This is a genomic window from Vibrio sp. J383 (genome assembly GCF_023503985.1).
GTDB lineage: Bacteria > Pseudomonadota > Gammaproteobacteria > Enterobacterales > Vibrionaceae > Vibrio > Vibrio splendidus.
The window spans coordinates 1,495,932-1,510,008 of the sequence record NZ_CP097293.1 but is presented as its reverse complement, the minus strand read 5'-3'; the positions used below and the strand labels follow the sequence as shown (position 1 = coordinate 1,510,008).

Here is a 14,077-nt window from a genome sequence, read left to right as displayed (position 1 = left end):
AGCGCTGCCTAAGAAAAGGCAACGCTGACTTACCATGTAACGATATAACAGTGTTACGAAAGCATTAGCGCTTAGCAGCCTGCTTTTTCAATTCGAAGTCGAATTCATCCGGGAACAAGATAACACCTTCTTCCTGTTCGTTCGGGAACACAACCACTGCAAGCTCGTCGTCTTCTAGACCGTTAGTCCAACGGCTGTGCCATTTGTTCAACGAGATAGACTCAGCTTTACACTCAGACCAATCACCCGTAGCCCAAGATTCAGCAAACTCTTGATTTGGCCATACTGGAACACAGTCTTCATCTTCTGTGTTCAGCATTACACAACCGTGTTCATCGGTTAAGATCCATACTTCACGGTTCGCTACGATTTCTTTCACACAGTACTTTAGGCGTTGCTCGCCCGTATACTTATTGATTTCAGCGATTTTTTTATCGTCTAGCTGTGTAGTCATCTTAATTTCCTACTTTAGTCAGTAACTTTGCTCTTAAAGCTATTTTATGCCGAGAGCTTTTAACTTCAAACATTTTCGATGAAGAAGAAAATCCACTTCAAAGAAAAACGCCTGCTAAATTAGCAGGCGTTTATAATTAAGCGACTTGATTAAACAAGCTCACCCTGTAACCAAGGCCAGCCTTGCTTCTTACGGCTTAATGTATTTTCCATCATTAATACGCCGTCTTTCTCGTGCTTAACCAGTTTATCAGCCCACTCGCCTTTGTATAGAAGGTGAGTTTGCGCAGTAGTGATATCTGTTAGCATTACCGCAGCAAATGCTAGACCGTCTTTCTCACAACGTTCTTCAAGATCCGCTTCTAACGCTTCAATCATGCCATCTACTTGGTCAAGAGTCGCAAGCTCAACTTGACCAACAACAACATCACGACCGTTGAATGGGTAGCCTTTAAGGTCTTTTTCTACTAGTTGTGCAGCAGATAGGCCTTCGATGTTTGTCTTAGCGATTAGAAGCGCTTTGATGAATGCATCAACGTCAGTCACGCCAGCGATTTCAGCAAGCTCAGCAACCGCGTCTTTGTCTTTTTGAGTACATGTTGGAGAAGCAAAACCAACCGTGTCTGAAAGAATTGCAGACATCATCAGTTTAGCAATTTGTTGAGAGATAGAGTGACCTTCAATCTTGAACATGTTGAAAAGTACAGTATTTGTACAACCAACAGGCCAGATCCAGGCTTCCATAGGGTTAACTGTCATCGCGTCACCTAAACGGTGGTGATCGACAATACCTACGATCTCAGCTTCAGCAACATCGTCCGGTGCTTGTGCTAGATCTGAGTAATCTACTAGCCAGATTTTTTCACCAGCAACAGAAGTACGAAGTTCTGGTTTTTCAGCACCAGCGACTTCTAGAATGTGTTGAGTTTCGCGGTTGATCTCGCCTTGGCGAATTGGTGTCGCTTCCTCGCCACGAGCTTTAAGAAGCTCTGTTGCAACTAACGCACTACAAATACTGTCACTATCAGGGTTTTTGTGACCAACAACTAAAATCATGTTTCTTCCTATTACACTAACAATTATGACTCTACCTTTAGAGCCTCTCTTTATTAGCCATACTTTACCTCATTTTTTCAGGTTGGTCATGTTTCGTAGGTTTAGCCAATGGTAACAATAGATAAAAATACAACAAATGCAATTGATAATTATTATCATTCGTATATATTTATCTTAAGCCACTAATTTTGAGTAACACCTATGGATCGACTAATCTCTTTTTTGCCAAGCAGTAGCGCTGCGAAAACAACTCAGTTTTCACTGTCCTTTAAGCGCCTGCTTTTACCAATCTCACTTGCAGCTTTAGTTATGGCGCCTGCCACGCGAGAATTGACGGTCACTACCTTGTCAGACGCCTTTTGGGCCGTGTCTTGTTATGTTGCTTTAACGTTAGCCATTTACCACTGGTTAAGCTTGTACATCAACAAAGACAACGTCTTCAATAAGCTCGTGCATCAATCTCGATCTAACCAAGTAGTGTTTGCTGCGCTGATGGGTGCATTACCTGGTTGTGGTGGTGCGATCGTGGTTACCACACAATTTATCTCGGGCAAACTCGGATTCGGCGCAGTTGTTGCTGTGCTCGTCTCAACCATGGGTGACGCGGCCTTCCTGCTCATTGCAAGCGAACCCAAGACTGGTTTAGCCATGATGGCGATGGGCGTGATTGTCGGAACTGCGTCAGGTCGAATCATTAACTTGTTTCACGCAGACGACTTCTTACGCCCAAAAAAAGCAGAGAAAAATGAAGCGGTGAGCAGCTGTGCTTCTCAATTTCAAGACAAAGAAGCAGTATCGAAAAAAGCGATCAACCTACAAGGCTATCTATGGTCTGTACTCATTATTCCAGGTGCTGCGGTTGCCCTACTTGGCTCTTTTCAAGTGGATGTGAATGAGTTGCTCGCTTTGCCTGAAATGTCGATGGAATGGGCTGGAACTATTTTGCTGATTAGCTCGATGTTTCTATGGGGTCTCACCCGTGAAATTGAAGATTACAAATCAGCCGTCAGTGAAGACGAGAAATGTGTAGGCTCTCATCCACTACAAAAAACGGCTCAAGATACTAACTTCGTTACTGCATGGGTGGTGGTTGCTTTTCTTTTCTTCGAATTTGGCTCTGTGATAGCAAATGTCGATTTTGCGACACTATTCTCAAGCTGGGGCATGATGCTCCCCCTGGCGGGTGTGTTGATGGGTTTGTTACCGGGGTGTGGTCCGCAATTGCTGGTCACTAGCCTATACCTTTCTGGTGCACTGCCACTGTCAGCTCAGGTAGGTAACGCAATTTCGAATGACGGTGATGCGCTATTCCCTGCGATTGCGATGGCACCGAAAGCCGCTCTTGTCGCGACCTTGTATTCCAGTGTTCCCGCTTTGATTTGTGCATACGGTTACTGGTTTATGTTCGAACTTTAGGCTTACGTTCGAAGCTTAGGTTTATAAATGAAGCTTGAGTTTTTATCTAAGGCTCCGGTTTGTATCCAAGGTTCAAGCTTAACTCCATAGGTTTCTATTAGGTCGGTACTTTGTATCGGCCTTTTTGTTTCCAGTAATCTAATTGCTTCCAGTAACCTAAGCTTCTCAAAAGAGATTCTTTTGACTTACCCTCTTGGCTCAATTGCTTAAGTCGCATCACATTATAGCGCTTCCCATATATGCCTCCATAAGCGTCGCTACAATGCTTAATTAGAAACCCCCAACACTAACACCAGAAAAACAAAAAGCCCCTGTAAGAATCCTTAGAGGGGCTTTAATTCAAGCTTCAATCTTGGTTCTCAAGAACAAGTCTTAAGAAACTTCGATTGGACCACCGAATGAAGTTACTGGAGGCAGTTTGCCTTGGAACTTCTCGAAGTTAACCAAACATGTGTTTGCTGAAGTCGCTTGAGCAAGTTCAGACGTACCGATGTCTTGAGTTAGTGTGTTTGGATCGCCGTAAGTATCTAGCGCGCCCACTTTCTCGTTGATCGGACCGTACCAAGCACCTTCTTCGATACGAACAACACCAGGAGCGTAGCTATCCATTAGAACAGCACCTGCTAGTAGTTGACCACGGTCATTGAACACACGTACTACATCGCCATTTTTGATGCCTTTCTTCTTAGCATCGACTGGGTTGATGTAGATTGGCTCACGGCCTTGTACCGCGTAAGTCGCACGCCACTCTTCAGATTCACACATCTGAGAGTGAAGACGCTTGTCTGGGTGACAAGATTGTAGCCAGTACGGGTGTTTGTCAGAGCCTGGACCACCGTGTGAACGTTCAGATTTCTCAAACCACATTGGGTGTTCTTGACAGTGCTCGTAACCCATGTTGCCAACAGTACGGCTTGTGATTTCGATGAAACCAGAAGGTGTACCTAGTGCGTTGATCTCTGGATCTTCACGGAATGAAGCGTGACGAGTCCATGGCTTACCTTTACCGAAGTCTAAGAAACCTTTCTCCCAGAACTCAGCAAACTCAGGCATTTCGAAGCTGCCTTCGTTTGATGCACGACATTCGTCATACAGAGATTTAACCCACTGCATTTCGTCCATACCACGCGTGTAATCGTTGTAACGACCCCAACGCTTAGTTAGGCTAGACATGATCTCGAAGTCAGTCTTAGACTGGAACAGAGGATCCACTAGCTTGTGCATTGCGATCAAACCACGGCCAGAGTACGCGCCATAGCCATCAATATCATTACGTTCCCACTGAGTACATGCTGGAAGCACGATATCAGAGTGACGACAAGTTGCAGTCCAAGCGAAATCAACAGCCACTACAGTTTGTAGACTCTTGAATGCTTTACGCATCTTGTTGCGATCTTGGTGGTGGTGCCACGGGTTGTTACCACTGAATACCATCATCTTAATGTCTGGTAGCGTTACAGTAGAACCGTTCGCTTTGATCTTCTTACCTGGTTCAAGCAAGCTATCAACCCAACGAGCTACTGGAATTACGCGGCTATAACCGTTGTAATCTGTATTCGTGTGTTTAGGTGATTGACCTTGGTCGATGTTCAACGGGAAAGAACCCGGAGCAGCGAAGCCAGTTGAAGATACACCGATACCTGAGTAGTGGTGACCGTAAGAGATACCACCGCCCGGAAGACCAATTTGGCCAACCATTGCTGCGATAACTGCACACATCCAGTAAGGCTGTTCACCGTGCTCTTGACGTTGGATACTCCAACCAACAAGAATCTGCGTACGACCGTTAACCAGCATCTTAGCGAATTCACGGATAGAGTCCGCGCTTGCGCCACAGATAGCCGAAGCCCACTCTGGTGTCTTCTCAACTTTATCTTTCGTTTCACCTTGAACGTACTTGATGAAGTCTTCAAAACCTAGACAGTAAGTTTCGATGAACTTCTTGTCGTACAGGCCTTCGTTGTAAAGAACGTGAGCAACACCAAGCATGAACGCCACATCAGTTTGTGGGTTGATGTACATCTGCTCGTTTTCTAGGTAACGGCCTGTTTTGTTTTGAACAGGGTCAACAGAAACAACGTTGATCTCTTTCTTAGCAACTTTCTCTTTCAGCTGTTCTAGGTATGCGAACGACTCGTGAGTCTCACATGTCCAACCTACTTGAAGGTTTTTAACTGGATCGTTACCCCAAAGAACAATGTTGTCACTGTTTTCTAGGATAAGTTCCCAAGATGTACCTTGTGCGTAAACTTCAGTCGAACCTAGCACGTAAGGCATGATCGTTTGACCAGCACCTGTTGAGTAGTCACCGATTTTCTTCACAGAGTAACCGTGAAGTGCCATTGCACGTTGCATGTGGTTAGTACAGCTGTGGAACTGACCCGTTTGTCTCCAACCAGTTTGACCTGTGTGAAGTGCCCATGGACCGTAATCTTTCTGTACGCGCTCTAGTTCGCGGTAAACAAGGTCTAGTGCCTCATCCCAAGTCACACGAATAAAGCGGTTGTTACCACGCGTGTCTGCGCTGTATTTATGCTTCTTCAACCAATCTAGACGAACCATAGGGTAACGCACACGTGATGGGCTGTAGATAATACCTTTAATACCTTTCAACATCTCAGTTGGGTGTTGATCGATTTCTAGAGGTTTAATTTCTTGTACTTTACCCGCGTAAACGCGAGCTCGGAATGCACCCCAGTGAGAACCAGAGACTTTCCACGCGCCGTCTGTTTCTGCAGCAGACGCTGATGCCGACGCCAATAAGCTTGGACCGATAACCGATGCCGCACTTGTAGTAGCGACACCTTTCAGAAAACTTCTTCTTGTAATTGCCATTGTGTTACTCCAATTGACGTCTTATTAGTGATGGCCTTCAGAAAAATCTGATGAGTGCTTCTGTAGATACTTAAGAACAAGTGCTTCTGTATCTGTATCGAAGTTAACGAACGCAATCATACCATCTAGCATGCCTACCCAACCGTTAGCGCTGAAGTGAGCTTCATCTGGCTGTGAGTGACACGTTGAACAGTTAGATTGGTACGCTTGACCCGCTGCGTTCCAGATTGGATCGAAGTTATCAACCATAGACTCTTTCTTCATCCAAAGTGCTAGGTTAACTTCTTCCCATGGAAGGCCAGTAAGCTCATCTTCTTTCTTCTCACCAACAGTGATAACGTCACTTTGAGATACATCTTTCGTCAAGATTGCAGTTGAGATGTTCATACCGAAGTCTTCTTGGATTACACGTCCGAAGCCTTTCGCTTTACGCCAACCGTCGATTTGAATCTTGATCATGTCGCCTTTTTCGTCGATAACCGCAACTTTACTTGCAGGGCTTAGTAGACCCGCTTCAACTGTTGCTGTCTCATCCGTGTACATTGGAAGATGACGAATAGAGATCACGTCAGAACCATTTGCGTAAGATGTGCTGCTTGCTACATTTTCTAGCTCGCCAACAATACCGCTCGCTGATGCCATATCTAATGGAAGGTTGTGAGCAATACCTTTGTGACAGTCAACACAGCTTTGATCACGCTCTGCCGCGTTCTTCATCTGGATACGCGCTGTTGGGCGCATGTTTTCGAAATCCATTGAATCGTAGTTGTGGCAGTTTTTACACTCTAGAGATTTGTTCGAAGAGAAACGATCCCATTCGTGTTTAGCCAATTCGATACGACGAGCTTCGAATTTCTCAGGCGTATCTAGGTCACCAAATACTTGAGCGAATACTTCTTTAGATGCTTGCATCTTACGAGCAATTTTTGCTGTCCATTCATGTGGAACGTGACAGTCAGGACAAGTAGCACGTACACCAGAAGTGTTTTTCCAGTGAACCGTTTCTTGTAGTTCTACGTATACGTTGTCACGCATGGTGTGACAGCTTACACAGAACTCTTCTGTATTTGTATGTTCTAGCGCTGTATTAAAACCGCCCCAGAAAATAACACCGGCGATAAAGCCACCCATGGTTAGTACACCAAGACTGATGTGTACTGCTGGGCGAGTCATTGTGCGCCATAATTTAACTAAAAATGATTTCATGTTTAGCTCTCTTAAAAATTAGTTCTAATAAAAATGTGATAGCAAGAGGGCATTACATGCCGCCGTGTGCACCTGGGGGACCTAATACAAACACTTGCAGTGCCCAAACTAGAAAGCCGTAGCCTCCTACAAAAGCCACACTTAATATTGGAAAGAGAACCACTGCAATGAAGAGGAATGACTTCCACTCCAACGAGCGTTTTTCGCCAGTTTCAATTTTATTAACATCACTCATACATTTTGCCTATTTTGTATTTAGTAATTTCGAGTAGCTCATTCTAAGGAGCTAAAGTTCTTGAGTATCTAACAACAAATTTTAGACCATACACAAAGTAGGGTTCAATCAAATCTCCTGTTATAACCCTTGCTAATCAATACTTTTTTGAGGTCATCCAAACTTGTTTTCAGTTAAACAAACTTATTAAAAAGTATTAACAAATGTGAAGAATTAAGTATATTTCACAAATGTTAAAAACCAACACTCGCGCAACTATTTGACAACCGATTTTAACTTTTTACCTACTAAGTAGTAGCCAAAAAAGCCTCAAACAACCACTATTTTGTGTTTTGTTTGTTAAATAATTGATCGTTTTTCGAATCGATGACTTTGCAGTTGAAATGCATCATTTGGCACTTTCAGATATGATAGAAGCCTTATTAAAAGGAAGCATTATGCAAGACGTTATTGATATATCTTGGTGGCAATTATTGTTTTTCAGTTCACTTCTCTTGCTGCCAATTGTAATCAACCACAAGCTAAAACTTGGCCTTGGCAAAGAGGCTTCTATCAGCATCATTCGCATGACTGTTCAGCTATTTCTGGTTGGCCTCTACCTAGAATACCTGTTCACTTTGAATAGCTTGTGGGTCAATTTACTGTGGTTATTTACGATGATTATCGTTGGGGCAAGCTCGATTGTTGAAAAGTCCAAGTTACCCCGAAACCTCTTGTTAGTCCCAGTCGCTGTGAGCCTAGCGGTAACCTGTGTACCCATTGTCTTGTTTATCTGCTTATTCATCATTAAACCAACACCGGTTTTTAACGCTCAGTACTTAATCCCTATTGCAGGGATGCTGTTAGGTAATAGCTTAAGCAGTAACATCGTGGCATTGCAGAACTTGTTCGGTGCTTTTGAAACGCAGAAATCAGAGTACGAAGCGGCTATCGCTTTAGGCGCCTCTCCTTCCTATGCTGCAGCGCCTTTTGTGCGTAATGCGATACAGAAAGCGATGTCTCCTATTATGGCCTCAATGGCAACCACAGGCTTGGTAACGCTACCAGGAATGATGACAGGACAAATCTTAGGGGGTGCTTCACCAATGATCGCGATTAAGTATCAACTGATGATCATGTTGGCTATTTTCGTGATGATGAGCTGCTCCTTAGCGCTTGCACTTCACCTATCATTAAAGACTTCTCTGACCAAAGAAGGGCGAGTTCTCGCTCAAATACAGTCTTCAAAATAACCTCCCGACTCCTCTTAGATCTGGTTACTCACTGAATTTGATACAGGTTATCCACAGAAATTGTGGATAACCAAATCAATATAGATCCTTTTTTGTCCATTTCGGCTCGAGCAAAGATCATTGCCATTGATCCTTGGGTGATTTCAAAGACATATACACACGTGCAGAACTGCGTTGTTAAGCGTTCAAATGATAATTTAAGAAATCAACGAGTAAGTTTTCCACAAATAAAAAACGGCCTGCAATGCAGGCCGTCTTGTAAATGTCATAAGTCAGTTCAATGTTTCCACTCTGAGCTTTAACTAATCTTGTCACTGAGCTAGTCACGCAAGCTTTGTTGATGTTTAGGCACAATAAAGTTTGTACACTAAATCAAGATTGGAATAATAAAGTTTGTACACTATTTGTAACAAACTTCGTTTAGCTGAAACTCTATCTTCTCAAAGGCTTTACTATCAGCAATTTCTGGAGAAACATCGATAACTCCCCAGATCGAGTCCTTACTAGTTCTAATAGGCCTACCCTGCATAGATATTCTTGCAAGAGTGTAAGAACTTTCAAATAAGTTCTTAAGATTCAATTCTGTTGCATCTACACTGAAAGTGCCTTGATGTGCTTTCATGATGCAAGACTTTTCTACACAAGCGGTACAATCACTCACTGAGTGCTTTGCAAAGATTTCTCGGAGAACTCCTTGCTTTCTTGGTCCCAACTCTAAGCCAATAAGACTAACTTCATTAACTATGAATGAATGTAATAACTCTGGCTCATACTCTGCGCACATCATCAAAATACCCGCAAAATCTCGCCTATAATCAAATTCATAAAGAGAATAATGATTAAAATACTGCCCTGTAACCTTTTGTGCAAAGTCTCGTAATTTCATATTTTCGAACTTTGAGTATTTGCTATTAACCCACTGAGCAAAAACGGGCATCAAACACCCTGGAGCAAATTTAATAGGGAATACATACCTTCCCGTTTCATCCCATGTAATTTTCGGAGAATATTTAGCAGTTACTTCAGGCTTTTTTGCTAAGCTTATCGCTTGTCTACAATCTTTTGCATTAAACAGCCGCTTTACGGCTTTTAGAGTTTTAGCAAACCCTAATTCGGGTAGTTCTTTAAGTGGTTGCCCATGAATAAGACATAAATTTGAACTATCCCAAAAGTGCCGAAAATACCCATAGCCGACACTTGCAATACTCTCTTCTATACAAGATAAACAATACCTTATCTTCGTTGCAGACGAGGCTCGATCTCTAGTTCTTCTCCCACTAAAAAAAGTAGACTCAATTCGATATGTGTAAGAGACAGGGTTATCAAAAAGGCAGTTATACTTACCGTTCACAGACAAACCCATATCTATAGTTTCTAATAACACATGGTCAGGATAGCGATAGAAAAGGAACTGATACTGCTTTTGAACAAAAGGAGCATCGATCCAACAGCCTGAATTACCTATCACGCCGATAGGCTTTATATTTGGATCATACGTTAATAATGTTCTAAGCAAAGTACTGTGTATCGACTCATCATGAGGTACTTGCTTTCGCAGCAATTCCGCTAGTTCAAAATCAAAATTATCACTCATTCAAGTACAACTCCGCCATACCATCCAGCTTACTTTTCACTTCTTTCCAATGCGGCATCACGCTTGTCAGCAGCCGCCAAAACTTCTCACTGTGGTTGTGCTCGGCGATGTGGCAAAGCTCGTGCAGAATAACGTAGTCAATGCACTCTTTAGGCGCTTTAATGAGGTGTGGGTTCAGCATCAAGTTTCCTTTAGCCGAGCAGCTTCCCCATTGTTTACTCATGGGAAGAACACGAAAGCTTGGGATACCATCAACCCAAGTGGCTTGCGGCAGCAATTCAGATAAACGCTCATGGAAAATACGCTCCGCACGTACCTTGTACCAGTTGCGCACCAATGCTCGGACCATGGCCGTTTTGTCATCGTTAAACCGAGTTAAGGTGACCAGTAATTTACCGCGAGTCATTTTTACTGTTGGTAGTGCTTTGGCATCTTCCACGATCTTCAATACGTAACGACGACCAAGGTAGAACTGCATTTCACCGCTGACGTAGTGTTTAGGTTGGACGTATTCCAGATGGCTACGAAACTCTTTCAACGCATCGTAAATCCACGAAGCACGCTTCATCACAGCTTGGTGAATGTCATTACGCTCTGCATCTTCTGGAGCAGTAATCACTACCTCACAATTAGGATGAACCTTGATGGTGATTTTACGTTTCTTACCGTCTAAATGCGGTTTGCGGACGACTTCGTAACACAAAGCTTCGTCGCCATAGACGAAGCTGTACTCTTCTTTGTTGCCTTCACTGGAGCTTACCGACGTCATTAATGATGTCCTGATACGCCAAGGCGGGTAATTTTGATGGCATCAGTAATGACCGCTTGGGTTTTATCCATGCCTATCGCTTTGAACAACACAGGGATTAACTTGCGTCGGATCTGATTCTCTATTTCTTGAGGGTTAATTGAAAACTCAGCAACAGCGGCGGTAACGATCTCATCGATTTGTAACGCATAATTGAAGCACTCATCTTCTGGCAAAACATTATCCCCTAAATGATGAGGGAATAGACCATAGAATGCCTGTACGTGTCGTTTTATTTTAGGGTCAAGTTCTGCGAATCGATCCGTCGGCATGCCTTTCACATCGCGTTCTTTTACCTGCTCTTCAAAATCAGCAAATAGCAGATATTGCTTTACAGGTGCATCGAACATCTCTTTTGCCTGCTGAATCGCTTGCTTAAGCAGTTTCGAGAAATACTCTTGAGCATACGGGTCATCGGCAAGGTCTTGTTCGATCATTTTAGTGACACGACCAGTGATCTTATCTTTTTGGTTGCGAGCTTCATCGTCGGTGAGTTGCTCTGGCTTAATATCCTTACCCATGTTTCCGACTAGGTAAACGCCTTTCGATTCTTCAATTTCAACACCTGCAATATGCTTATCCAACATGGTACGGATATTTTCAGCATACTCATCGTAATCAATGGTTTCTTCGGCATCTTCACGAACTTGCTTACGTAATTCAGCCATGGACTTGAGCGTTTTCTTATAGAGGTCGCGCTTATCGTCAAAGCTTTTATCTTCAAAGTAAGTTGCGGATTGCAGTGCCACTTTTAAACAATTTGAAAAAGCTGTGAGCGTAGAGTAGAAGTCATCACGTTTTTTCTGGTTGGTATCGGTAAGCTGTCCATCAATGGTATCAATTTTCGGAGCGAGCACTTGACGCAGTGCTGGGCCATCTTGTTTGTTGGGTACCTCAGCAAAAATCGCCCACAGCTCATTGTATAAACCGGGTAGTTTTTTGTATTCCGTATCCATACGATTGTAGAGACCTTTTAAGTCTTCAATATCAAAACCACCTTGGGTTCGCTCGGCAAGATCTTGATAGTCGGCAATAGTGGCATCCAATTCTTTTAAAATGCCACGATAATCGATGAGATAACCGAACTCTTTCTTCTGATGCAGACGATTTACCCGAGCAATGGCTTGGATCAGGTTGTGTTGTTTAAGTGGTTTGTCGATGTAAAGCACGGTGTTCTTTGGCTCATCAAAGCCTGTCAGTAGCTTATCAACCACGATCATGATGTCTGGGCCATCATCCTTACCGAACTCTTCTATAATATGTTTGGTATAAGCTTTCTCATCTTGACCAAAACCAGAGCTGAGGACATTCTCTTTCCACCAATTCTGAACGATATCCGTGCTTTCCCCATCAACTGTATCGTGCCCCTCACGCGTATCAGGCGAAGACATAGCAACAACCGAGGTTGCCTTACCTATTTTATCGAGAAGCTTCTTATATTGGATTGCAGAGGCTTTAGAGTCACAAGCAAGCTGACCTTTTAAGCCCTGACGCTTAAAGTTTTGGAAATGATCCGAAATATCATGAGCAATAAGCTCGATTCGCCCCTCGGTTTGATAGATCTGACCTTTCTGAGCGAACTTCCTCTTCAAGTCGGTGCGCTGTTTTTCGGTGAGCTTATCGGTGATTCGATCAAACCACGCATCTAACGCTTTATCGTTGGTGCTCAGATCTGGTACGCGCTCTTCATACAACAACGGAGTGACTGTTTTGTCTTCCACAGCTTGCTGCATTGTGTAGGAGTGGATGATTTTGCCAAACTTGTTTTCAGTCTTGTCATCTTGCAACAGCGGTGTACCTGTAAAGCCAATATAAGCGGCTTTCGGTAGAGCTTGCTGCATACGAATATTGTTCTCACCGTTTTGGCTACGGTGGCCTTCATCAACTAGCACAATCATGTCAGGACTGTCGTTGTAGCATTCTTCCAACTCAATCGCAGTACCAAATTTATTGATGATGGAGAAGATAATACGCTCATTACCTTTACCGATTTGCTCGGCAAGACGTCTCCCTGTTGTTGCCATCGAGGCTTTACGATCTTTTTCTGATAGCGCACCACCTGAGGCAAAGGTACTCGCTAGTTGGTCTTCTAAATCAACACGGTCGGTTACGACCACTACTCGGCATTTAGCCAGTTCTTTAATCCATATGAGTGCCTTCGATAAGAACACCATGGTGAACGACTTACCAGAACCTGTGGTATGCCATATCACACCGCCATTACGTGCGCCTTTCTCATCAAAAGAGGTCACACGTTCAATCAAGGCTTTGATGCCGAATACTTGCTGATAACGGGCAACAATCTTGCCCGCTTTTTTATCAAACAGGGTGAATATCTGAGTCATTTCCAGTAGTCGGTCATGACGCAGTAGTGAAACCAATAAGCGGTCTTGGTCTGTCACCACTAACTCACCGCCAACAATCAGCGATAAATATTCATCACGTACTTTAGCTGGGCGATGACCAAAGATTCTATCTAGGCTGTTTTGCTCAAGAGGTTTGTTCTTTAAGCGCTCAAAAGTGGCTTCGGTGATCTCTTCTTCTTTCCACTTTGCCCAGAACTTACTTGGCGTACCACACGTTCCGTATAAGCCCTCGTGACCATTAACCGACAGTAATAGTTGGCTATAAGCAAACAGATGAGGGATCTCATCGACCTTCTGATTGCGAATGTTTTGAGAAATACCCTCAGCGACGGTCGGCTTACCTCCGTGAGACGAATCAGGACGTTTAGCTTCAATCACCACCCAAGGTAAGCCATTTACAAAGCAAACAATGTCTGGGATTCGGTTAGCAGTACCATGCGCATTTTCAACGACGAGTTCTTCAGTAAAGTGAAACTGGTTATTCTTAGGAGCTTGCCAGTCAATTACATTAATGGTTGGGTTGGCTTTCTTACCATCAACAAACTCGGTCACTCCAATACCGTAGGTCAGAGCGTTATAGAGTTTTTCATTAGCTGCTTTCACCCCTTCATTCATCGCTGGGTTCGCTAACTCGTGGACAATCTTGTCGATAGCCGCTTCTGATAACGGGTGATCCTTCCCCATGAATGAGTAGGTTTTGTGTTTCAGCACATCACGTAAAACGTCAGGCAAAATAACCGTTGATAGGTTGCCACGCTTAACAACGCATTCGCTCGGAGGAATGAATTGATAACCAAGGTTGGTAAGTAAAGTCAACGCTGGAATTTTTGCGCTTTGCTCTTCACGGAAGTTGGGTAGAGGGTTGCTCATAGCTGT

Annotated in this window: 10 protein-coding genes; 2 read left to right on the top strand and 8 right to left on the bottom strand. The window is 43.6% G+C overall.

Translation table 11 applies throughout. The annotated features are described in order from the left end of the window. Positions 1-64: 64 nt before the first annotated feature. Together M4S28_RS06845 and M4S28_RS06840 are read right to left on the bottom strand one after the other, a co-directional pair. Positions 65-454, bottom strand: coding sequence for a DUF2750 domain-containing protein (locus tag M4S28_RS06845; protein WP_004734596.1), 390 nt, complete (start codon positions 452-454; stop codon positions 65-67). A gap of 149 nt (positions 455-603) precedes the next feature. Continuing rightward, positions 604-1,509: a manganese-dependent inorganic pyrophosphatase gene (locus M4S28_RS06840; protein WP_065681213.1), complete on the bottom strand. Its 906-nt coding sequence runs from the start codon at positions 1,507-1,509 to the stop codon at positions 604-606. Between the two features lie 201 nt (positions 1,510-1,710). Between M4S28_RS06840 and M4S28_RS06835 the strand changes: the two genes are divergently transcribed. Then, a complete protein-coding gene (locus tag M4S28_RS06835) occupies positions 1,711-2,925 on the top strand; it encodes a putative manganese transporter (protein WP_249632552.1) in 1,215 nt (404 codons plus the stop codon). A gap of 372 nt (positions 2,926-3,297) precedes the next feature. On the opposite strand, the gene torA is transcribed toward M4S28_RS06835, so the two are convergent. From torA to torE, 3 genes are read right to left on the bottom strand one after another with little or no spacing between them, the layout of a single operon-like run. After that, positions 3,298-5,760, bottom strand: a complete 2,463-nt coding sequence (gene torA, locus M4S28_RS06830) for a trimethylamine-N-oxide reductase TorA (RefSeq protein WP_249632551.1) — start codon at positions 5,758-5,760, stop codon at positions 3,298-3,300. Positions 5,761-5,784: 24 nt separating this feature from the next. Continuing rightward, positions 5,785-6,966 (bottom strand): pentaheme c-type cytochrome TorC, encoded by a 1,182-nt coding sequence (gene torC, locus M4S28_RS06825; RefSeq protein ID WP_065205537.1) that lies wholly within the window; start codon positions 6,964-6,966, stop codon positions 5,785-5,787. 52 nt (positions 6,967-7,018) lie between these two features. Further along, a complete protein-coding gene (gene torE, locus M4S28_RS06820) occupies positions 7,019-7,201 on the bottom strand; it encodes a trimethylamine N-oxide reductase system protein TorE (protein WP_004734591.1) in 183 nt (60 codons plus the stop codon). Positions 7,202-7,638: 437 nt separating this feature from the next. Between torE and M4S28_RS06815 the strand changes: the two genes are divergently transcribed. Continuing rightward, on the top strand, positions 7,639-8,433 hold the full coding sequence (locus M4S28_RS06815; RefSeq protein ID WP_102483026.1) for an ABC transporter permease: 795 nt from the start codon (positions 7,639-7,641) through the stop codon (positions 8,431-8,433). 400 nt (positions 8,434-8,833) lie between these two features. On the opposite strand, the gene M4S28_RS06810 is transcribed toward M4S28_RS06815, so the two are convergent. The 3 genes from M4S28_RS06810 to M4S28_RS06800 are packed head-to-tail and all read right to left on the bottom strand — an operon-like array spanning position 8,834 to position 14,071. Continuing rightward, positions 8,834-10,027 carry a hypothetical protein gene (locus M4S28_RS06810; RefSeq protein ID WP_017089029.1) on the bottom strand — a complete coding sequence of 398 codons (1,194 nt, stop codon included), beginning with the start codon at positions 10,025-10,027 and terminating at the stop codon, positions 8,834-8,836. Beyond that, the gene (locus M4S28_RS06805; RefSeq protein WP_249632187.1) at positions 10,020-10,796 is read right to left on the bottom strand and encodes a M48 family metallopeptidase; all 777 of its coding nucleotides are present in this window, start codon (positions 10,794-10,796) and stop codon (positions 10,020-10,022) included. The genes M4S28_RS06810 and M4S28_RS06805 overlap by 8 nt, the downstream gene beginning before the upstream one ends. Beyond that, entirely contained in the window at positions 10,796-14,071 is a 3,276-nt protein-coding gene (locus M4S28_RS06800; protein WP_249632186.1) for a type I restriction endonuclease subunit R, read from the bottom strand. The genes M4S28_RS06805 and M4S28_RS06800 overlap by 1 nt, the downstream gene beginning before the upstream one ends. Positions 14,072-14,077: the final 6 nt, after the last annotated feature.

Bases quoted from the DNA above. Each gene is read 5' to 3' on its own strand.
- M4S28_RS06835 (WP_249632552.1), top strand. From the start codon at position 1,711: ATGGATCGACTAATCTCTTTTTTGCCAAGCAGTAGCGCTGCGAAAACA.
- M4S28_RS06815 (WP_102483026.1), top strand. From the start codon at position 7,639: ATGCAAGACGTTATTGATATATCTTGGTGGCAATTATTGTTTTTCAGT.
- M4S28_RS06845 (WP_004734596.1), bottom strand. From the start codon at position 454: ATGACTACACAGCTAGACGATAAAAAAATCGCTGAAATCAATAAGTAT.
- M4S28_RS06840 (WP_065681213.1), bottom strand. From the start codon at position 1,509: ATGATTTTAGTTGTTGGTCACAAAAACCCTGATAGTGACAGTATTTGT.
- torE (WP_004734591.1), bottom strand. From the start codon at position 7,201: ATGAGTGATGTTAATAAAATTGAAACTGGCGAAAAACGCTCGTTGGAG.
- torA (WP_249632551.1), bottom strand. From the start codon at position 5,760: ATGGCAATTACAAGAAGAAGTTTTCTGAAAGGTGTCGCTACTACAAGT.
- M4S28_RS06800 (WP_249632186.1), bottom strand. From the start codon at position 14,071: ATGAGCAACCCTCTACCCAACTTCCGTGAAGAGCAAAGCGCAAAAATT.
- M4S28_RS06805 (WP_249632187.1), bottom strand. From the start codon at position 10,796: ATGACGTCGGTAAGCTCCAGTGAAGGCAACAAAGAAGAGTACAGCTTC.
- M4S28_RS06810 (WP_017089029.1), bottom strand. From the start codon at position 10,027: ATGAGTGATAATTTTGATTTTGAACTAGCGGAATTGCTGCGAAAGCAA.
- torC (WP_065205537.1), bottom strand. From the start codon at position 6,966: ATGAAATCATTTTTAGTTAAATTATGGCGCACAATGACTCGCCCAGCA.